This is a genomic window from Burkholderia sp. LMU1-1-1.1 (genome assembly GCF_040675865.1).
In the GTDB taxonomy this organism is placed as follows: domain Bacteria; phylum Pseudomonadota; class Gammaproteobacteria; order Burkholderiales; family Burkholderiaceae_D; genus Rugamonas.
The window spans coordinates 111,570-129,993 of record NZ_JBEGHG010000011.1 but is presented as its reverse complement, the minus strand read 5'-3'; the positions used below and the strand labels follow the sequence as shown (position 1 = coordinate 129,993).

At 61.6% G+C, this 18,424-nt stretch carries 19 protein-coding genes and 1 tRNA gene; 9 read left to right on the top strand and 11 right to left on the bottom strand.

Going from position 1 to position 18,424, the window contains the following annotated elements; genetic code table 11:
• Positions 1–55: 55 nt before the first annotated feature.
• Complete coding sequence (locus tag MRBLMU1_RS11695; RefSeq protein ID WP_363501307.1) at positions 56–832, bottom strand: substrate-binding periplasmic protein; 777 nt, start codon at positions 830–832, stop codon at positions 56–58.
• Positions 833–945: 113 nt separating this feature from the next.
• Positions 946–1,692 (bottom strand): MGMT family protein, encoded by a 747-nt coding sequence (locus MRBLMU1_RS11690; RefSeq protein WP_363501304.1) that lies wholly within the window; start codon positions 1,690–1,692, stop codon positions 946–948.
• A 158-nt stretch (positions 1,693–1,850) separates the two neighbouring features.
• On the opposite strand from MRBLMU1_RS11690, the gene MRBLMU1_RS11685 reads away from it, so the two are divergent.
• On the top strand, positions 1,851–3,398 hold the full coding sequence (locus MRBLMU1_RS11685) for an MBOAT family O-acyltransferase (RefSeq protein ID WP_363501296.1): 1,548 nt from the start codon (positions 1,851–1,853) through the stop codon (positions 3,396–3,398).
• 9 nt (positions 3,399–3,407) lie between these two features.
• Positions 3,408–4,697: a hypothetical protein gene (locus tag MRBLMU1_RS11680; protein ID WP_363501293.1), complete on the top strand. Its 1,290-nt coding sequence runs from the start codon at positions 3,408–3,410 to the stop codon at positions 4,695–4,697.
• A gap of 108 nt (positions 4,698–4,805) precedes the next feature.
• Here the strand turns inward: MRBLMU1_RS11680 and MRBLMU1_RS11675 are convergent.
• The 4 genes from MRBLMU1_RS11675 to MRBLMU1_RS11660 all read right to left on the bottom strand — a co-directional run bounded on the left by MRBLMU1_RS11675 (position 4,806) and on the right by MRBLMU1_RS11660 (position 8,371).
• Positions 4,806–4,881, bottom strand: a tRNA-Lys gene (locus MRBLMU1_RS11675).
• A gap of 56 nt (positions 4,882–4,937) precedes the next feature.
• Entirely contained in the window at positions 4,938–6,749 is a 1,812-nt protein-coding gene (locus MRBLMU1_RS11670; RefSeq protein ID WP_363501376.1) for a GspE/PulE family protein, read from the bottom strand.
• 185 nt (positions 6,750–6,934) lie between these two features.
• On the bottom strand, positions 6,935–7,723 hold the full coding sequence (locus MRBLMU1_RS11665) for a spermidine synthase (RefSeq protein WP_363501290.1): 789 nt from the start codon (positions 7,721–7,723) through the stop codon (positions 6,935–6,937).
• A 132-nt stretch (positions 7,724–7,855) separates the two neighbouring features.
• Complete coding sequence (locus MRBLMU1_RS11660) at positions 7,856–8,371, bottom strand: glycine zipper 2TM domain-containing protein (protein ID WP_363501287.1); 516 nt, start codon at positions 8,369–8,371, stop codon at positions 7,856–7,858.
• A 471-nt stretch (positions 8,372–8,842) separates the two neighbouring features.
• On the opposite strand from MRBLMU1_RS11660, the gene MRBLMU1_RS11655 reads away from it, so the two are divergent.
• The 5 genes from MRBLMU1_RS11655 to MRBLMU1_RS11635 all read left to right on the top strand — a co-directional run bounded on the left by MRBLMU1_RS11655 (position 8,843) and on the right by MRBLMU1_RS11635 (position 14,103).
• Positions 8,843–9,229: a barstar family protein gene (locus MRBLMU1_RS11655; protein ID WP_363501373.1), complete on the top strand. Its 387-nt coding sequence runs from the start codon at positions 8,843–8,845 to the stop codon at positions 9,227–9,229.
• Positions 9,230–9,342: 113 nt separating this feature from the next.
• Positions 9,343–9,954 (top strand): phosphoribosylglycinamide formyltransferase, encoded by a 612-nt coding sequence (purN, locus tag MRBLMU1_RS11650; protein ID WP_363501370.1) that lies wholly within the window; start codon positions 9,343–9,345, stop codon positions 9,952–9,954.
• 19 nt (positions 9,955–9,973) lie between these two features.
• Positions 9,974–11,284, top strand: coding sequence for an RsmB/NOP family class I SAM-dependent RNA methyltransferase (locus MRBLMU1_RS11645; protein WP_363501284.1), 1,311 nt, complete (start codon positions 9,974–9,976; stop codon positions 11,282–11,284).
• A gap of 124 nt (positions 11,285–11,408) precedes the next feature.
• Positions 11,409–12,788: a mechanosensitive ion channel family protein gene (locus tag MRBLMU1_RS11640; protein ID WP_363501281.1), complete on the top strand. Its 1,380-nt coding sequence runs from the start codon at positions 11,409–11,411 to the stop codon at positions 12,786–12,788.
• Between the two features lie 112 nt (positions 12,789–12,900).
• Complete coding sequence (locus tag MRBLMU1_RS11635) at positions 12,901–14,103, top strand: DesA family fatty acid desaturase (protein ID WP_363501278.1); 1,203 nt, start codon at positions 12,901–12,903, stop codon at positions 14,101–14,103.
• A 553-nt stretch (positions 14,104–14,656) separates the two neighbouring features.
• On the opposite strand, the gene rpmG is transcribed toward MRBLMU1_RS11635, so the two are convergent.
• The 5 genes from rpmG to MRBLMU1_RS11610 form a co-directional block, all read right to left on the bottom strand.
• Positions 14,657–14,824 carry a 50S ribosomal protein L33 gene (rpmG, locus tag MRBLMU1_RS11630; RefSeq protein ID WP_008451489.1) on the bottom strand — a complete coding sequence of 56 codons (168 nt, stop codon included), beginning with the start codon at positions 14,822–14,824 and terminating at the stop codon, positions 14,657–14,659.
• A 12-nt stretch (positions 14,825–14,836) separates the two neighbouring features.
• Entirely contained in the window at positions 14,837–15,073 is a 237-nt protein-coding gene (gene rpmB / locus MRBLMU1_RS11625; RefSeq protein ID WP_026637479.1) for a 50S ribosomal protein L28, read from the bottom strand.
• A gap of 183 nt (positions 15,074–15,256) precedes the next feature.
• The gene (gene radC, locus MRBLMU1_RS11620) at positions 15,257–15,931 is read right to left on the bottom strand and encodes a RadC family protein (protein ID WP_363501272.1); all 675 of its coding nucleotides are present in this window, start codon (positions 15,929–15,931) and stop codon (positions 15,257–15,259) included.
• 89 nt (positions 15,932–16,020) lie between these two features.
• Positions 16,021–16,296: a type II toxin-antitoxin system RelE family toxin gene (locus MRBLMU1_RS11615; RefSeq protein ID WP_363501269.1), complete on the bottom strand. Its 276-nt coding sequence runs from the start codon at positions 16,294–16,296 to the stop codon at positions 16,021–16,023.
• Positions 16,271–16,576: a type II toxin-antitoxin system prevent-host-death family antitoxin gene (locus MRBLMU1_RS11610; RefSeq protein WP_363501266.1), complete on the bottom strand. Its 306-nt coding sequence runs from the start codon at positions 16,574–16,576 to the stop codon at positions 16,271–16,273. Before MRBLMU1_RS11610 ends, MRBLMU1_RS11615 begins: the two co-directional genes overlap by 26 nt.
• Before the next feature lie 148 nt (positions 16,577–16,724).
• On the opposite strand from MRBLMU1_RS11610, the gene MRBLMU1_RS11605 reads away from it, so the two are divergent.
• Complete coding sequence (locus tag MRBLMU1_RS11605) at positions 16,725–17,177, top strand: FKBP-type peptidyl-prolyl cis-trans isomerase (protein ID WP_315218796.1); 453 nt, start codon at positions 16,725–16,727, stop codon at positions 17,175–17,177.
• Positions 17,178–17,184: 7 nt separating this feature from the next.
• Positions 17,185–18,147 carry a 4-hydroxy-3-methylbut-2-enyl diphosphate reductase gene (gene ispH / locus MRBLMU1_RS11600; protein ID WP_363501263.1) on the top strand — a complete coding sequence of 321 codons (963 nt, stop codon included), beginning with the start codon at positions 17,185–17,187 and terminating at the stop codon, positions 18,145–18,147.
• Positions 18,148–18,424: the final 277 nt, after the last annotated feature.

Genomic DNA, 18,424 nt, shown 5'->3' with positions numbered 1-18,424 from the left:
TGCGGTTGCTGTCAATCAAGTTTCTGTGGGCCGCGCTTTTGGTCCGTGCTAGCGATCAATCCCATTTCTTCAGCAGGCGGGCCAGCTCGCCGGTTCTTTCCATCTGTTCGACGGCACGGCGCACGCGGGCCGTCACCGCCGGATCGACGTGCGTGCCCATCGCCATATAGGTCTCGGTCTGGTACATCACCTGCGGCAGGATCCTGACCTTGGCGCCGTAGCCGGAACGCTGCACGAAACTCTTCAGTCCCGGTCCCCGGTGCAGGAAGAACCGGCCCCGGCGCGCCACCAGCTTTTGCAGATTGTTCATGGGATCGGCCGCGCTGGCGCTGAAGCGCAGATTGCCGACGCGTTCCAGCGCCTCGGTGGTGCCGAAACCGCGATTGGTCAGTATCACGCCGTTCGCCCCCAGTTTGCGGACATCTTCCCAGTTGCGGATGACGACGGGGTCGTCGGCGCGCGCGAGCAAGTGGAAGCGCAGCGGCAGCAGCGGCAGGTCGATATAGTTGTATTGCACCTCGCGTTCGGGCGTGCGCTGGATCGCGCACAGCGCGTCGTGCTGGTGGTTGACCACCTCGGCGTGGGCGCGCACCAGCGGCAGCCACTGTTGGTCGCCGATGAAGACCAAGCCCGGATCGATGCGCTCGATGGTGCGGAAAATATCGATGCATACGCCGATGATGCGGCCGTCGCCGGCATCGATGAATTTGGGATCGGTGCCCGCCTGCGCCGCCACCCGCAGCGTGACGACCGGTCCGGCGGCAGCCGCTAGTGCCGGAATCGATGTCGCCAGCGCCAGATGGAAGGCGAGCAGGGCGCGTGCGCGCCGCATCAAGCCATTTCCTTCCGTAGGGTTGTCCACACGTCCATTCGCGTTCCAAGATCGTTTCTACATTTATTTTTGGAAAGTATAGCAGTGCGCAGATTTTATGAACACGAACGCGATTATTCAGGTCGCGTCGCAGGCTCGCCATGCCAAAGAAAGGTGTCGAGTTCGACGGCGCCGTGCGCAAGCACGCCTTCCGCCATCAGCCTCGCCGCCTGGCCGGGGATAGTGGCGAGCAATTGGCCGCGCGCGGTAACGATGCGGTGGAGCGGCAAGCCGTTGGCGAGGCTGCGTTTGATGTAGCCGGGAATGGCCCGGACAAAACTGTTGTCGGCGCCGATCGCCAGCGCGACATCGCTGTAGCGCACGACCCTTCCGCGCGGTATCGTCGCTACGAAATCGAGGAACTTTTGGTAGACCGATTCTGGCAGGGCGGGATAGCGGCCGGGGATCAATTCGAGGGCGTCGCCGCGTCGCAGCTGGCCGCCGCCGACGACCACGCCGAGGATGCCGCGCCGGCCGATCATGCCGGCCAAATCGGCGACCAGCGGCAGCAGTTGTTTGCAGGGTTCGCAGTGCATCGTCAGGCGGATCTCGACGCCGCCGGCACCGGTCAGCGCGCTGCCGGGCTGGAAGTCGCCGGGCGTGTCGGTCGCGATGACCAGGTTTTCGCGCAGCGCGCCGGGAGGCAGGGCCAGGGCCTCAAGCTCCGATGCGACAGTCACCAGGAGCTGGCGCGGACTGAGTCGGTGGGCGTTGAGGTCGCCCATGATGCCGAGCCCCGCAACCAGTGTCAGCGTGTCGGTCTCCTCCATGGGCTTGCCGTGGCGGGCTTTGACGAAGAGATGTTCTGCCTTGGCGGTCATGGCCACAGTATAACGTGAGGTCTAGATCATGATGGCCGGCAAAGTCCACCACAGGAACGTGGTATTTTTTAATAGACAATTAAATAATTTAACTTTAGCATGGCTTCACTGCCGTGCCGCGTCTGGCGCGTCTCTCCCTCCAGTCATGCCGGGCCGATATGCTTTTCAATTCGTTCAGCTTTATTCTGCTGTTTCTGCCGATAACAGCGCTGGGCTACTTTGCGTTGGCGCGGCACAGCCAGGTCCTGGCCGCCGGTTGGCTGGCGGCGGCCTCGCTGTTTTTCTACGGCTGGTGGAGCGTCGAGTACATTCCCTTGCTGCTCGCGTCGATCGGCTTCAATTATCTGGCCGGCCGGCGCATCGGCCATGGCGACGGTCCGGCCAAATTGCGCTGGCTGGCGCTGGCCGTCACCGCCAACTTGCTGCTGCTGTGCTACTTCAAATATGCGGACTTTTTCATCTCCGGCGTCAACGCCCTCGGCGGCACCGAGTGGCCGCTGTGGCATGTGGTGCTGCCGATCGGAATCTCGTTCTACACATTCACCCAGATCGCTTTCCTGGTCGACACCTACCAGGGCAAGGTGAAGGAATACCGCTTCGTCCATTACCTGCTGTTCATCACTTATTTTCCGCACCTGATCGCCGGCCCGGTGCTGCACCACGCCGAGATGATGCCGCAGTTCGAACGCAAGGAAAGCTACCGCTTGTCCGCCGCCAACGTCGCGATAGGCTTGAGCATCTTCGCCATCGGCCTGGCCAAGAAGGTGCTGATCGCGGACAACTTGTCGCCGCATGCCAACTTCTTCTTCAACCAGTCGGACCCGCAGGGATTGCTGGTCGCGTGGGGCGGCGTGCTGGCCTACGCCTTTCAGCTGTACTTCGATTTTTCCGGCTACTCGGACATGGCGATCGGCATCTCGCGCATCTTCGGCATCCGCCTGCCGCTCAACTTCGATTCGCCGTACAAGTCGGTCAACATCATCGAGTTCTGGCGCCGCTGGCACATGACGCTGTCGCGCTTTCTGCGCGACTACCTCTACATCCCGCTGGGCGGCGGGCGCCGGGGCAACGTGCGCCGCTACCTGAATCTGATGCTGACCATGCTGCTGGGCGGTTTGTGGCATGGCGCCGGCTGGAACTTCGCCGTGTGGGGCATGCTGCATGGCGCCTACCTGATGATCAACCACGCATGGGCGGCGCTGGCCGCGCGCCTGCGCCTGCGTACCGGCGCGCTGCCGTGGCGGCTGGCGGGCGTTGCGCTGACCTTCGCCGCAGTGTGCTTTGCGTGGGTGTTTTTCCGGGCCACCGATTTTTCGCGCGCGGTGACGATCGTCGGCGCCATGTGCGGCAACGACGGCGTCGAACTGCCGGAATCGCTCGCCGCCCATCTGCACGCGTTGCGGCCTGTGCTGGACAAGCTGGGCGTCACCTTTTACGTGGGCGGCGGAACACGCTTCGTGCAGACGTGGCTGTGGGTGCTGGTGGGGGCGGCGATTTGCTTCACGATGCCGAACACGCAGCAAATCATGCGGCGCTACGAGCCCGCGCTGGACTACAGGGCGACGCAGGGCGGCTCGCCGACCTTGCCGTCCGTGCCGCTGGCATGGCTGCCGAACCGGCGCTGGGCGGTGATGGTGAGCGTGCTGATGCTGGCCTGTCTGTTGTCGCTGGGCCGCCCGGCCGAGTTCTTGTATTTTCAATTTTAGGAAGCGCGCATGGGCGAGGACCGCAGCTACGCCGGGTTTATCAAGTGGATGGCAGCCTCGCTGCTGGCCGGCGTGCTGCTGACCGTGCTGTTTGTCGTGGTGGTCGATCCTTATCGGCTGTTCCGCCTGGTCGATATCGCCGGCTTCAACGCCGTCAAGCCGCGCCCCGATCATTACCAATCGGAGATCAAGCTGGCCGGTGCGCGGGCGCTGCGGCCGGCCGTCGTTTTGATGGGCAATTCGCGCGTCGATGTCGGCATCGATCCCGCCAGCCGGCAACTCGGTGGGGCAAAGCGTTCGGCCTACAACCTGGCGATACCGGGAACCGGTGTTGGCACTTCGCGCGAACAATTCGACCGCTTGCGGGCGGCCGGCGCGGCGCCGTCGACCTTGCTGCTGGGGGTGGATTTTTTTGATTTCCTGCTCGACCCGAATAGCGTCGAAGCGCCGGCTAAAAAGCCGCCGGCCGGCCTGGCGGGCCTGCGCTGGAAGATCGACACGGTGTTTTCGCTGAACGCCTTGTTCGATGCCGCGACGACGCTGAGGATACAAAACGATCCCGATGCCGGCACCATGACCGGTCGCGGCTTCAATCCGCTGTTCGACTATCTGCGCTTCGCGCGCCAGGACGGGTACTACAGCATTTTCCTGCAGCGCGCGCAGGTGAACGCGCGGAGCTTTTCGCTGGCGCCGCACGCCATTGTCCGAACGCGCAGCGACAGTTCCGCCGAATGGCGCGACTTGGGCGGATTGCTGGACGCCGCTGCACGCGAAAAGACCGAGATCCACCTGATCATTTATCCGTATCACGCGCAACTGATGGCAATGCTGGAGCAGACTGGCTTGTGGCCTGTGTTCGAACAATGGAAGCTGCGGCTGTTGCGCGAAGTTGCCCGGCTCAACGCGGCCCATCCCGAGGCGCGCGTCGTGCTGTGGGACTTCAGCGGCTACGGCGCGCTGCAATGCGAGGCTATCCCGGCCAAGGGTGACCTTGTGCACGGCACGCGCTGGTACTGGGAGTCGGGGCACTTCAAGTCCGCGCTCGGCGAGCGGATGCTGGAGAGGGTGTTCGGCGCGGCGGGAGCGGAGCCCCAGCCCGAGGAGTTCGGTTATCGGCTGGACGCGGCCAACTGGAACGAGAACCGCGACCGCATCGCGCGTGAACGCCGGGCCTGCCTCGCCGCAGAACCGGCGATGTTCCGCGACGCTGCCGCGATGGTCGCGGCTTTCCAGGCGCGGCATCCGAACAAACCCAATGGGGTCAGTGCCGACATTCGGACAGGAGCTCTGCCGTACTGAGGTCCAGTCCGTGTCCGAATGTCGGCACTGACCCCGCGCGGGGTTGGGACGCAAAAAAAGGCTAGGGAGACCATGCTCGCTAACCTTCGTTTGTACTGCTGAATTCGGTGGTAGGCCGTGCGGGATTCGAACCTGCGACCAACGGATTAAAAGTCCGCTGCTCTACCAGCTGAGCTAACGACCCCCGAAAGAGGCCGTATTATATACAGCCCCCGGAAAACTGCAAAGGGTTTTCTGAAATCATTTTATTGTTTCCTTCATCCCCAGCGCGGCCGTGACCTTGAGTACCTCGTCGGCGGTGGTCGCGCCCTCCTGGATCTTCATCGCGCCGGCGATGCGCAGCGGCTTCATGCCGTCGGCCACGCTTTGGCGCCGCAGCGCGTGGATGTCGGTCTCCTCGCGCACCTGTTCGCTGAACTCCTGCGTGACCGTCAGCAGCTCGTAGAGGCCGGTGCGGCCCCGGTAGCCGGTCTGGCGGCATTCCGGGCAGCCGACCGGCCGGTAGATCGTCGCCGGCTTCGGCAGCGCCCAGTCGCCGACGATGCTGTGCCAGATCTCGTCCCCAAGCTCGCCATCGGCGGCCTTGCAGTCGGCGCACAAGGTGCGCACCAGGCGCTGCGCCATGATGCCGATCAGCGTCGCCTCCAGCAGGTAGTAGGGCACGCCCAGCTCCAGCAGCCGCATCACGGCCGACGGCGCGTCGTTGGTGTGCAGGGTCGACAGCACCAGGTGGCCGGTCAGCGCGGCCTGGATCGCCATCTCGGCCGTCGCCAGGTCGCGGATCTCGCCGACCATGATGATGTCCGGGTCCTGCCGCATCAGCGCGCGCACGCCGTCGGCGAACGACAGGTCGATGCCCGGCTGCACCTGCATCTGGTTGAACGCCGCTTCGACCATCTCGATCGGGTCCTCCACCGTGCAGACGTTGACCTCCGACGTCGCCAGCGCTTTCAGGGTGGTGTAGAGGGTGGTGGTCTTGCCCGAGCCGGTCGGCCCCGTCACCAGGATGATGCCGTGCGGACGCTTGGTCAGCGCGTCCCAGCGCTCGGCATCGTCGAGCGGGAAGCCCAGTTCCGGCAGTGTCTTGACCACCACGTCCGGATCGAAGATGCGCATGACCAGCTTTTCGCCGAAGGCGGTCGGCAGCGTCGACAGGCGCAGCTCGACCTCCTGGCCGCCGGCGGTGCGGGTCTTGATGCGGCCGTCCTGCGGGCGGCGCTTTTCGATCACGTCCATGCGCCCGAGCAGCTTGATGCGCGCGGTCATGGCGATCATGACCACCGCCGGCACCTGGTACACCTGGTGCAGCACGCCGTCGATGCGGAAGCGGATCGCCGCCATCTCGCGTTTCGGTTCCAGGTGGATGTCCGAGGCGCGCTGTTCGAACGCGTATTGCCACAGCCAGTCGACGATGTTGATCACGTGCTGGTCGTTGGCGTCGACCTGCTTGTTGATCTTGCCCAGCTCGACCAGCTGCTCGAAATTGTTGCGCAGCGATAGGTCGTTGCCGTTGGATTTGTTGGCCTTCTTGATCGACTTGGCCAGGCTGAAGAACTGGCTGGTGTATTGCGCGATGTCGAGCGGGTTGGCGATCACGCGGCGGATCGCGCGGCGCGAGACCTTGGAGATCTCCGCTTCCCATTCGATCGAGCAGGGGTCGGCGGTGGCCACCACCAGCGTGTCGTGCGTGAGCTCGACGGGCAGGATGTTGAAGCGCGCCGCGTAGCTGGCCGACATGACGTCGGCCACCTTGGTGAAGTCGATCTTGAGCGGGTCGATGCGGATGAACGGCAGGCCGGTGCGCTGGGCCAGCCATTCGCACAGCGCGTCGAGCGTGAGCATCTTGTGCGGCGGTTGCGCCGACAGCAGCTTGGCGTGGGCCACCGCGCATAGCGGGTGCATCGGGCCGACCGTATTTTTCAGGATGGCCTGGCTTTGCGCGTACAGTTCCTTGACCTCGGTCTTGCGGATCATGCCGTCGGCCAGCAGCCAGGAGTAGATCTGCTGCAGATCGAGTGGGGCGGGTTTGGTGGCTGGCTGGGCGGAAGGCATCGTTGCGGTCACTTTCAAAGTTGGGCGGAACGGTCCTGCAACTGCGACTGCTTGCTCTGATTTCTTCTAAAACACGTAGGGCGGATTAGGCGGAACGCCGTAATCGGCCATGTATGAGCCGCTGGCAGCGCATGCATGGCCGATTACGCTGCGCTAATCCGCCCTACGTGTTTTAGATGTACTTGTCACACGGTAGCCAGGCTTTGCGCTAATCCTTTGACCCATGACTTTGCCGGGAGTTTGGTCTCGGTGACGATTTGCGCGGCGCGCTCGGCCAGCGCGTCGACATCGATCGCGCGCTTGCGCTTGAACGCGATGGCGACGACGTTGCCGTCGTGGACCTCCGGCAGGCACACCACTTGTTCGAACGCGAACTTGATCGCCTTGATGTTGCGCGCGTAGCTCGGGTGGTCGCCGAACAGGTTGACCGTCATGATGCCGTCGTCCTTCAAACAGGCGTTGCAGGACTGGTAGAACTCGGCGCTGTCGAGCACCGGCCCGCGCGCGGTGGCGTCGTACAAGTCGACCTGCAGCACGTCGAGCGCGCCGGCGTTGGCTTCGTCGTTGACGTAGTCGAGCGCGTCCATTTCCAGCACGCGCAGCCGGGCGTCGTTCGGCGGCAGCTTGAACATCGAGGCGCAGATGGCGATCACCGACGGGTTCAGCTCGACCGCCGTGACCGAGGCCGACGGGAAGCTCGCGTGGCAGAACTTGGTCAGGGTGGCCGTGCCCAGGCCCAGCTGGGCGATGGCCGCCGGCTCCTTAAGCCACAGCATCCACGCCATCATCTGTTGCGCGTACTCGAGCTCCGGCCAGTTGGGCTTGCGGATGCGCATCGCGCCCTGCACCCACTCCGTGCCGAAGTGCAGATAGCGCACGCCATCCTGCTCCGACAAGGTCACCGGCGCATATTTGGCCTTGCGCGCCGGACGGGAGGATTCTTCTTTTTCGATGGATTTACGTTTGATCAGCATGGGATGGGGTTGGGGGAGGGGAGCGGGAAGCCAGTCTGCATTATCCCGCGTTGCCTTACTTCAAGGCAAGCCAAAAACGGCAATGCCGGTCGATGGACCGGCATTGTTGGATGTTGCGGAGGATTCAGGCGATCAACGCTGCATCGGCTCGACCACCACGCGCAGGCGCACGCGCTCGCCCGGATCGTACGACATCACGCTGGTGTAGTTGCGGCCGCGATAGTCGTAGGTGACTTCGTAGCCCGAGGTGCGCGATTCCCAGTGGTCGACGGTGCGGCACTGCTTGACCTGCTGTTCCTGCACGCCGCCGCTGTTGGGCAGGTTCTGGTTGTCGACGCGGTCGCCGACCACGGCGCCGGCGATGGCGCCGGCGGCGGTGGCCACCGAGCGGCCGCTGCCGCCGCCGACCTGGTTACCGGCCAGACCGCCGATCAGGCCGCCGATGATGGCGCCGCCCACGCCGCGCTGCGGCGCCGGCTGCTGGACTTGAACGTATTCGGTGCGGCATTCCTGGCGCGGGCGGTTGATTTGTTCCACTTGCGGGGTGACGCGCACCACCCGGCCGAAATCCTCGAAATCGGCGGCCTGGGCGAAAGGCAGGGCGCTCACGCAAAGTGCGGATGCGATCAATTTGGCTTGCAAGTTCATTTGGTACCTCGTTGTCTGTCAGGGGTGTCTTATCAGGGATTCTGATATTGCATGCTTCCTATGGTATTCCCGTTGGCGAGCCGGGACCAGTGGCTAATCGGTATCTGTGGCAACAAATTGTAACAGCGGCCAAGGCTTGCCGTCGGCGCGCCCTAAGCCGGTCAGCAACCATTCCGAGTCGAAATTGTGCGGATTTGGGGCCAAAACGGCCCGCAAGTCTTCTATTTTTAACAAATATTGCGTGGGCAATCACATTCGTGTTGATCTGGAAGGAACAACACGTTACCCTAATATGCGTATGGGATTCGAGAAAGATGTTGAATCAGCCACGGCAAGCTTAGACCAGCGGGCCGTGTTAAGTGGACAGGTGCTCAAATTATTTACTCATTAATCAACAAGTTAGGCACTCACGACAGCAAAGTGGACACACCGTACATACCAGGTCAAATGGCGGAAAACGAGACGCTGCTGATGACCGTGCCGCCCAACCTCGTGCAGTCGATCCGCGCCTTCCGCGTGGTCGAGTTGCAGGAGGAGGCGGCCCGCCTGGGGCACCACTTTCTGTACGCGCACTGCAACGCCGGCGCGACCAAGCAGCAGGTGCTGGGCATCATCGCGGAATCGTTTCTGTTTCCTAAAGGTATAGGCAAGAATTTTGACGGGCTGCGCGAGACGCTGACCGAGACGATGTTCAAGGCCGGCACGCAGGAAGGTTTCCTGGTGGTGCTGGAGCAATTGCCCAATACCCAGAAATTTGACAAGGAAGCGCGGGAAACCCTATTGGACGTCTTCCGCGACGCTGCCGATTATTGGGCCGAAAAGAAAGTTCCGTTCCGGGTGTTTTACTCCTTCGAGTAAGCCGGAATCCCCCTCCGCATCCCGCTTCGAGCCAGGGGCGGATGCTTGCTGCGCCGCAGCAATTCTCGGCATTTTCTGGTCCGGTCCGTGTGGACAAGGTACAATGTCGGCCTATGAAAAACATCGTCATCCTTATTTCGGGTCGCGGCAGCAACATGGAAGCGATAGTCCGCGCGGCGCAAGCCGAGCGCTGGCCCGCCCGTATTGCCGCCGTTATCAGCAACCGCGCCGACGCCTCCGGGCTGGCGTTTGCCGCTGAACACGGAATCAAGACGGCTGTTGTTGCCAATAAAGACTATGCCAGCCGCGCCGAGTTCGACGCCGCTTTGCGGACCGTGATCGACGGCTTCGCGCCCGATCTGGTGGTGCTGGCCGGTTTCATGCGGATTTTGACGGAGCCTTTTGTCGCGCATTACGCCGGCCGTATGCTCAACATCCATCCATCGCTGCTGCCGCTGTTCCCCGGCTTGGCGACGCATGCGCAGGCGCTCGCCGCCGGCGTGGCCGAGCATGGCGCGACGGTGCATTTCGTGACGGCCGAACTCGACCACGGGCCGATGGTGGCGCAGGCCGCCGTGCCCGTGCTGCCCGGCGACACGGTGGAAACCTTGTCGGCGCGCGTGCTGGAACAGGAGCACGTGATTTATCCGCGCGCGGTCCGCTGGTTTGTCGAGGACAGGTTGACGATGGCGCAGGGCGAGGTCCATGTGGACCATACAAAATAAAATTTAACCAAGGAATTCCATGAGATTGCCACCAGCGATACTCGCCAACGCCGAAGAAGTGTTGCGCGAGATTTTGCGCTTTGCCGCGCCCGCCGACACGACGTTGTCGCGCTACTTTAAAGACCACCCGCGCCTGGGCGGCCGCGAACGCGGCGCCATCGCCGAGTGCATCTACAACGTGCTGCGCAACAAATCGTTTTATACCGATTTCTCCGAAGCCGGCGGTGGCGCCACGATGCGCCGCCTGACCCTGCTGGGCATGGCCGACGCCGTCGGCGTCGACTCGCTGGGCGGGCTGACGGAAGACGAGGTCGCGTGGGTCGAGCGCATCCTGCAGATCGACCGCAAGGTGATGCACAAGTCGAGCCGCTCGAACATGCCGAAGTGGTTGTTCGACAAGCTGGTCGAGCAGATGGGCGAAGAGGAAACCCTGGCGCTGGCCGACGGCATGAACCAGCCGGCGCCGCTGGACCTGCGCGTCAACGCCATGAAAGGCACGCGCGAGGAAGTGGCCGCCGGTCTGGCCGAGGCGCCGATCCGCAGCACGCCGACGCCGTATTCCCCGCTGGGCCTGCGCGTGCTGCAAAAGCCGGCGCTGCAAAACCTGCCGCTGTTCAAGAGCGGCCATATCGAAGTGCAGGACGAGGGCAGCCAGATCCTGTCGGCCATCGTCGGCGCCAAGCGCGGCGAAATGGTGGTGGACTTCTGCGCCGGCGCCGGCGGCAAGACCTTGGCGCTGGGCGCGACGATGCGCAACACCGGCCGCCTGTACGCGTTCGACGTGTCCGAGAAACGTTTGGCCAAGCTGAAGCCGCGCCTGGCGCGCAGCGGCCTGTCGAACGTGCATCCGGTGCAGATCGCGCACGAGCGCGACGCCAAGATCAAGCGCCTGGCCGGCAAGATCGACCGCGTGCTGGTCGACGCGCCGTGCTCGGGCCTGGGCACCCTGCGCCGTAATCCGGACGTCAAATGGCGCCAGCAGCCGAGCGCGATCGGCGAATTGCAGGTCAAGCAGGCGGCGATCCTGGACGGCGCCGCGCGCCTGCTCAAGGGCGGCGGCCGCCTGGTGTACGCCACCTGCAGCTTCCTGGAAGACGAGAACGACTTCATCGCCAAGCAATTCCTGGACACCCACGCCGACTTCGAGCTGGTGCCGATGAGCAAAGTGCTGGCCGAGCAAAAGATCGACCTGGAAATGGGCGACTACCTCAAGCTGCTGCCGCACAAGCACCAGACCGACGGCTTCTTCGCCGCCGTGTTCGAACGCAAGCCGATGCCGAAGAAAGTGGCGCCGGTGAAGGACGAAGAGGAAGCGGCCGACGAGGAGTAATCCTCGTTTGCAGCAACAAGTGAAAGACCGGGAGATTGACCTTGCCCGGTCTTTTTTAACATCCATACGACCGGCCCCGGCGTTTACGCTACGCTACGGCCTCCAGCCACACTCAGCATTAGACATGTCCAGACAACAGCCGCTTTTCAATCTGATCGAAGACCTTTCCGGCGACCTGCGCGACCCGGCCCTGCTATGGCAGATCGCCGCGATCGTCGTGTCGGTGGCGCTGGGATGGACGTTGGCGCGGCTGCTGCGCAAGTACACGGGACGCGATGAAAGCCGCAACGACATCATGCGCTTCGGCGTCGAGAGCGTCGGCCGGGTGGTGCCGCCGATGCTCGTGGTCGGCTTGCTGACGTTGTCGCGCATCGCGCTGCTCGAGTTTTACAAGCATCCCAACAATCTGCTGAAGGTGGCGATACCGATCTTCGGCTCGCTGGCGGTGATCCGCTTCACCGTCTACCTGCTGCGCCGCGTGTTCGCCCGCCGGGGCGAGATCAGCCCGACCATGCTGGCGTTCGAGAAGATCTTCCAGTTGCTGGTGTGGCTGGCGTTCGTGCTCTACATCACCGGCCTGTGGGACGATGTGTTCCTTTATATGGACAACACCATCCTGCCGATGGGTAAATACAAGGTGTCGATCGCCGACGTGCTGCAAGCGATCGTGTCGGTGATCGTGATGCTGATGCTGGCGCTGTGGGCCGGCACCGCGCTGGAGGAGTGGCTGATGCGCCTGCAGGGCATGCACACCAGCCTGCGCGTCGTGCTGTCGCGCACGGTGCGCGCCGTGCTGATCCTGGCGGCCGTGCTGGTGAGCCTGTCGCTGGTCGGTATCGACCTGACCGTGCTGTCGGTGTTCGGCGGCGCGCTCGGCGTCGGCCTGGGCCTGGGCTTGCAGAAGATCGCGAGCAACTATGTGTCCGGTTTCATCATCCTGCTCGACCGCAGCCTGACCATCGGCGACATGATCACGGTCGACAAGTACAGCGGTAAGGTCACGCAGATCAACACCCGCTACACGGTGTTGCAGGCGCTGGACGGCATGGAATCGATCATCCCGAACGAAATGCTGGTGTCGGGCGCGGTGCAGAATTCTTCGCTCTCCAGCAGCATGGTCAACATTTCCACCAAGGTATCTGTGGCCTACGACACCGACGTCGACATGGTGCTCGCACTGCTGGAGGAGGCGGCGTTGAGCGTCGAGCGGGTCAACAAGGAACGGCGGCCGTCGGCCACTTTGCTTAATTTCGGCGCCGACGGTCTCGATTTGCAAGTCGGCTTCTGGATCGACGACCCTGAAAACGGTCGCGGCGGCGTCACATCCGACGTCAACCGTGCGATCTGGCGCGCGTTAAAGGAACACGGCATTTCGGTACCGTTCCCGCAGAGGGAAATGCGCATTCTGGGGGCGTTGCCACCGGCGCTGGGCGGCGAAGAAAGCACGACCGTGCCAAAGGAAAACCCTGTGACCGCTGGAAATCCTTCCTCAAATCACCTTTGATTCAGCGTACAATTGCAGGTTGTTAGCACGACTAATGGACTTCCTGCGCCTGTCGAAAACGCAATATTTGCGGAGCCACCGCGATGCGTGACACGCCCACTTTGGAGTATTAATGAGCTTTAGTTTAAATGCGGTACTGGATTTTCTGTCTAACGGGGTCACGCGGTTTAGCGCCTGGGAAGTGTTTTTCTACACCTTGGCCGTTACGCACATCACCATCGCCAGCGTTACCATTTATTTGCACCGCCACCAGGCGCACCGCGCGCTCGAGCTGCACGCGATTCCAAGCCACTTCTTCCGTTTCTGGCTGTGGCTGACCACCGGCCAGGTCACTAAGGAATGGGCGGCGATCCACCGCAAGCACCACGCCAAATGCGACACCGAGGAAGATCCGCACAGCCCGGTGACCCGCGGCATCAAGAAAGTATTCTGGGAAGGCGCCGAACTGTATCGCGCCGAATCGAAAAACCTGGAAACCATGGAAAAGTATGGCCATGGCACGCCGACCGACTGGATGGAGCGCAATGTGTACACCCGCTTCAGCTGGCTGGGCGTGGTCGCGCTGCTGTTCATTAACTTCGCGCTGTTCGGCGTCATCGGTATTTCCGTGTGGGCCGTGCAGATGATGTGGATCCCCGTGACTGCCGCCGGCATCATCAACGGCATCGGCCACTACTGGGGCTACCGCAACTACGACTGCTCCGACGCGGCCACCAACATCATCCCGTTCGGCATCCTGATCGGCGGCGAGGAACTGCACAACAATCACCACACGTTCGCGACGTCTGCCAAGCTGTCGTCGAAGTGGTACGAGTTCGACATCGGCTGGGGATACATCCGCGCGCTGGAAATCATGGGCCTGGCCAAGGTCAAGAAGCGCGCGCCGGAGCCGAAGTTCGCCAAAGGCAAAGTGGAAGCCGACTTCGACACCCTGCAATCGGTCATCGCCAACCGCTACGACGTGATGGCGAAGTACGCCAAATCGATCAAGGCCGCCTGGCACGAAGAGCTCGAGCACCTGAAGACCAAGGCCGAACTGGAATCGCGTTTCCTGAAGTCGTCGCGCAAACTGTTGCAGCGCGAGCCGGGCAAGCTGGAAGCGCCGCAGCAGCAACAACTGGTGGAATTGTTCCAGCACAGCAAAGCGCTGGAAACCATGCATAACATGCGCGTGGAACTGGGCGTGATCTGGGAGCGTTCGCACTTCACGCGCGACCAGCTGCTGCACAAGCTGCAGGACTGGTGCAACCGCGCCGAAGCGTCGGGCATCAAATCGCTGCAAGAGTTCTCGTTCCGCCTGCGCAGCTACGCATAAGAAGCTTCAGCACCAACATCAAAGGCCCCGGACGTCAAACTCCGGGGCCTTTTTTACATCCGGACTCAACATTCGGGGTCAAGTCTGACATTCGGACACAGGCCCAACATTGGATGTGCGTTTGAAGCGCAAAACGGTGCCGAGGCATGTCCTAGGGTTGAGCACGTGTCCGAATGTCAGACTTGACCCCGGAGTTGCGGATATTTGAAGCGCAAAACGGTGCCGAGGCATGTCCTAGGGTTGAGCACGTGTCCGAATGTCAGACTTGACCCCGGAGTTGCGGATAAGGCTCAGCACGTGTAGAAATGGTGGACCTGACCCTAATGCCGCTAAGTTAAGCGTTCATCTAAATCACGTAGGGCGGATTAGCGCAGCGTAATCCGCCAAGCGCCGTCGGCGGCTCATGGCGGATTACGGCGTTCCGCCTAATCCGCCCTACGAAAATCGCCTTAACTTAGCGGCATTAGGACCTGACCCCGGAGTTGCTGCTGAGCAGGGACGTAAAAAAACCGCCGGGCTTGCGCTGGGCGGTTTTTTCGGAAGCGAAGATCGATTACTTGATCTTGGTTTCTTTGAACATGACGTGCTTGCGTGCTTTAGGATCGAACTTCATGATCTCCATTTTAGCAGGCGTGGTGCGCTTGTTCTTGGTGGTGGTGTAGAAGAAACCCGTGCCTGCGGTCGATTCCAGTTTGATTTTGTCGCGGCCAGTTTTTGCCATGGTAGCTCCTAATTAGACTTTTTCGCCACGGGCGCGCATGTCGGTCAGGACGGCATCGATGCCGACCTTGTCGATGACGCGCAGACCAGCGTTGGACAGACGCAGGGAAACCCAGCGGTTTTCAGATTCAACAAAAATACGACGGTTCTGCAGGTTAGGCAGGAAACGACGTTTGGTTTTGTTGTTTGCGTGGGAAACATTGTTGCCGACCATCGGCTTCTTCCCAGTAACTTGGCAAACACGTGCCATAACGCACTCCTTAAAAGACATTCCACAATTGGAAAAACGAGAGTATATCCAAAAAACTTAGCTTTTTCAATGACTTGTGAAAAACAATTGTGTCTTGATCATCTCAATAAATTTAACAATTGTGACTGTGCGCGGGATTTCCGGTCTTTCCCCTATGTAAACCTTGGCTGGATAGGGGGAAGTTCACATCTGGCCGTGCTCGGCGAACGAGTGAACCTGGTGGCCCGCTACCACAAAATGGTCGAGGATGCGGATATCGACCAGGGCCAGCGCCTGCACCAGCGCCCGGGTCAGCAGCAAGTCCGATTCGCTGGGATCGGGCGTGCCGGATGGGTGGTTGTGTGCGAGCATGACGCTGGCGGCGTTGCGCGCCAGCGCTTCCTTGACCACCTCGCGCGGGTAGACGCTGGTGTGCGTCAACGTGCCGCGAAACAATTCCTTGCTGTCGATTAGGCGGTTTTTGACATCCAAGAACAGCACGTGGAACGATTCGAAGGACTTGCCGCTGAATAGGAGCAGCAGATAGTCCTTCACCGCGCGCGGCGAACCCAGGGTGGTGCCGGCGCGCACTTCCTCCAGTATGGCCCGGCGCGCCAGCTCCATCACCGCTTGTAGCTGCGCGAATTTGGCCGGCCCGAGGCCGTGGATGGCCGAAAACTCCTGCAGGCTGGCGCCGAACAGCCGTTGCAGTGATCCAAAATGGTGCACCATGTGCTGGCCGAGTTGCACCGCGTCCTGTCCAGGAACGCCAATGCGCAGGAATACCGCCAGTAACTCCGCATCCGTCAGTGCACTCGCGCCTTCGCGTATCAGCCGTTCGCGCGGCCGCCGTTCGGCCGGCCAATCATTGATCGTCATGGGTATCCTCCGCACAGAAGACCCCATTGTGGTCAAAGCGGAAATTGAAATACTGATGGGAGTCTGATCAAACGCGATTTGATCCCATGTTACTTCATTCGTTCCCATTGCTTATAGACCTGGGCATCGTTGCGTTTTCCGATTACCAGCACCTCGACCGTATCGTCGGTAACTGCGTACACAATACGGTATTCGCCGGCATCGACCCTGCGTTCGCGGTTTTTCCCGCCTTTGAGCAGGGAGCTGTCATGTGGTTCAGGATTGCGCAAGAGTCCGAGGACCGCGCGGCCGATTTGCTTGTGGAGTTTGGGTTCTAGTCCGGACCAAAACTTCTCTGCATCATGAGTTAGCGCCAGCTTCCTCATTTTTAGCATCCCCCAAGACACCAAGTATGGCCTTCACTCGTTCGTAACCCACAAAGCCTTCTTCTCGGGCCAAATCCGCTTTCGCCAACCAAAGCTGGTCTTCCAAGTCTTGAATGCGGGATGCCATCGCGTCAAAATCTCGCCTTGAGAGGATATAGGCGGCGACGCGGCCTCGCTTGGTTATGCCGACGGGCTTGCGCGATGCCTCATCCAGCACTTCCCCGAACTGCGTCTTCGCGTCCTTGGCGGTATATAACTTGAGTGTCGCTGCGGTGGTCATTGTCATTCCTAAAAATGATGCGCTAGGGTCGAAACCAATATACACCCTTGCGCAGCACAGTCAATTGAGCCCAAATCGTCACAGGCGGCGGGCGCGAGGGGCAAGGTGGCTTACAATATAGCCTTTGCTAGCTCAACGAACCCCAGTCATGTCCAACGCGCAACCTGTCGTCACCAAATCGGCCTATCTCACCCTGCATTATCGTCTCGCCTCCCTGGACGGTACTGATATCGTCACTACCTTCAGTGGAAATCCCGCGACCCTGATGCTGGGCCAGGGCCAACTGGCGCCGGTGCTCGAGGAGTTGCTGATCGGCCTGCCCGAAGGCACGCACAAAACGTTCGAGCTGGAACCTGGCGTCGGCTTCGGTCCGCGCAATCCGGAACTGGTGCGCGAAGTGACGCGCGCGACGCTGGACGAGAACTCCGTACCCGGCGCCGACTACAAGGTCGGCGACCTGGTCGACTTCGCCGCGCCGGGCGGCGGCCGCTTCGCCGGCATCCTGCGCGAGCTGGGCGATGAAACCTGTCTGTTCGACTTCAACCATCCGCTGGCCGGCCAGCCGCTGAAGTTCGAAGTCAATCTTATTTCCGTTCTGTGAGGCACTGATGAGCGATAAAGAACTCCTGTTGGCCCAGCCGCGCGGCTTCTGCGCCGGCGTCGACCGCGCGATCGAGATCGTCGAGCGCGCGCTGGTGCAGTTCGGCGCGCCGATCTATGTGCGTCACGAAATCGTCCACAACGCCTATGTGGTGGAAGACTTGCGCAACAAGGGCGCGATCTTCATCGAGGACCTGGACGATGTCCCGGCCGGTAACACCCTGGTGTTTTCGGCCCACGGCGTGTCCAAGGCGGTGCGCGCCGAGGCCGAATCGCGCGGCCTGAGCATCTTCGACGCGACCTGTCCGCTGGTGACCAAGGTGCATGTGGAAGTGGCCAAGATGCGCAAGCAGGGCTGCGAGATCATCATGATCGGCCACGACGGGCACCCCGAGGTCGAAGGCACGATGGGCCAGACCGAAGAGGGCATGTATCTGGTGGAAACCGTGGCCGACGTCGAGCGCCTGGCGGTGACCAAGCCCGAGCATCTGGCTTATGTCTCCCAGACAACGTTGTCGGTTGACGACACCGCCGAGATCATCGAGGCGCTCAAGCGCAAGTTCCCGGCCATCATCGAGCCGAAAAAAGGCGACATTTGCTACGCCACCACCAACCGCCAGGAAGCGGTGAAGTTCATGGCGCCGCAGGTCGAGCTGGTGATCGTCGTCGGCAGCCCGAACAGTTCCAACTCCAACCGCCTGCGCGAAGTGGCCGAGAAGATGGGTACGCCCGCCTATATGATCGACAACGCCACGCAAATCAATCCGGCCTGGCTGGAAGGCAAGCTGCGGGTCGGCGTGACCGCCGGCGCGTCGGCGCCCGAGGTGCTGGTGCAGGCCGTCATCGACCGTCTGAAAGAGTGCGGTGTGCGCAGCGTCCGCCCGCTCGACGGCGTGCAGGAGGCGGTGACATTCCCGCTGCCGAAGGGCCTGGACGGCCCCAAAGCGCCGGCGCTCGACGGCGCCGCCTGAGCCGTCACTGATACGCGCAGAACTTAATTCAGCACTTTTGACGTTATTCCGCAGTTAGTTTTTCGGGAATCTCGCTATCATTGCCTCGCTCGCAAAAACTTGTCGATTCGGCCCTTCGCGGGCCAACCGACACCAGCCAGTTCGCAGGGTTTGATGCCGCTCAGGCATGAAACTTGCATGATTATCGTGTAGTCAACCGCGGCACTACGGGGACACCTAGCCCCCGGGTGCCGTTTTTGTTACTTGGACCGTCTGTGCAATACAAAAGTAAAGGCTC

Excerpts from the sequence above, each read along its gene's own strand:
- MRBLMU1_RS11695 (WP_363501307.1), bottom strand. The coding sequence starts at position 832 with ATGCGGCGCGCACGCGCCCTGCTCGCCTTCCATCTGGCGCTGGCGACA.
- MRBLMU1_RS11690 (WP_363501304.1), bottom strand. The coding sequence starts at position 1,692 with ATGACCGCCAAGGCAGAACATCTCTTCGTCAAAGCCCGCCACGGCAAG.
- MRBLMU1_RS11685 (WP_363501296.1), top strand. The coding sequence starts at position 1,851 with ATGCTTTTCAATTCGTTCAGCTTTATTCTGCTGTTTCTGCCGATAACA.
- MRBLMU1_RS11680 (WP_363501293.1), top strand. The coding sequence starts at position 3,408 with ATGGGCGAGGACCGCAGCTACGCCGGGTTTATCAAGTGGATGGCAGCC.
- MRBLMU1_RS11670 (WP_363501376.1), bottom strand. The coding sequence starts at position 6,749 with ATGCCTTCCGCCCAGCCAGCCACCAAACCCGCCCCACTCGATCTGCAG.
- MRBLMU1_RS11665 (WP_363501290.1), bottom strand. The coding sequence starts at position 7,723 with ATGCTGATCAAACGTAAATCCATCGAAAAAGAAGAATCCTCCCGTCCG.
- MRBLMU1_RS11660 (WP_363501287.1), bottom strand. The coding sequence starts at position 8,371 with ATGAACTTGCAAGCCAAATTGATCGCATCCGCACTTTGCGTGAGCGCC.
- MRBLMU1_RS11655 (WP_363501373.1), top strand. The coding sequence starts at position 8,843 with ATGACCGTGCCGCCCAACCTCGTGCAGTCGATCCGCGCCTTCCGCGTG.
- purN (WP_363501370.1), top strand. The coding sequence starts at position 9,343 with ATGAAAAACATCGTCATCCTTATTTCGGGTCGCGGCAGCAACATGGAA.
- MRBLMU1_RS11645 (WP_363501284.1), top strand. The coding sequence starts at position 9,974 with ATGAGATTGCCACCAGCGATACTCGCCAACGCCGAAGAAGTGTTGCGC.
- MRBLMU1_RS11640 (WP_363501281.1), top strand. The coding sequence starts at position 11,409 with ATGTCCAGACAACAGCCGCTTTTCAATCTGATCGAAGACCTTTCCGGC.
- MRBLMU1_RS11635 (WP_363501278.1), top strand. The coding sequence starts at position 12,901 with ATGAGCTTTAGTTTAAATGCGGTACTGGATTTTCTGTCTAACGGGGTC.
- rpmG (WP_008451489.1), bottom strand. The coding sequence starts at position 14,824 with ATGGCAAAAACTGGCCGCGACAAAATCAAACTGGAATCGACCGCAGGC.
- rpmB (WP_026637479.1), bottom strand. The coding sequence starts at position 15,073 with ATGGCACGTGTTTGCCAAGTTACTGGGAAGAAGCCGATGGTCGGCAAC.
- radC (WP_363501272.1), bottom strand. The coding sequence starts at position 15,931 with ATGACGATCAATGATTGGCCGGCCGAACGGCGGCCGCGCGAACGGCTG.
- MRBLMU1_RS11615 (WP_363501269.1), bottom strand. The coding sequence starts at position 16,296 with ATGAGGAAGCTGGCGCTAACTCATGATGCAGAGAAGTTTTGGTCCGGA.
- MRBLMU1_RS11610 (WP_363501266.1), bottom strand. The coding sequence starts at position 16,576 with ATGACCACCGCAGCGACACTCAAGTTATATACCGCCAAGGACGCGAAG.
- MRBLMU1_RS11605 (WP_315218796.1), top strand. The coding sequence starts at position 16,725 with ATGTCCAACGCGCAACCTGTCGTCACCAAATCGGCCTATCTCACCCTG.
- ispH (WP_363501263.1), top strand. The coding sequence starts at position 17,185 with ATGAGCGATAAAGAACTCCTGTTGGCCCAGCCGCGCGGCTTCTGCGCC.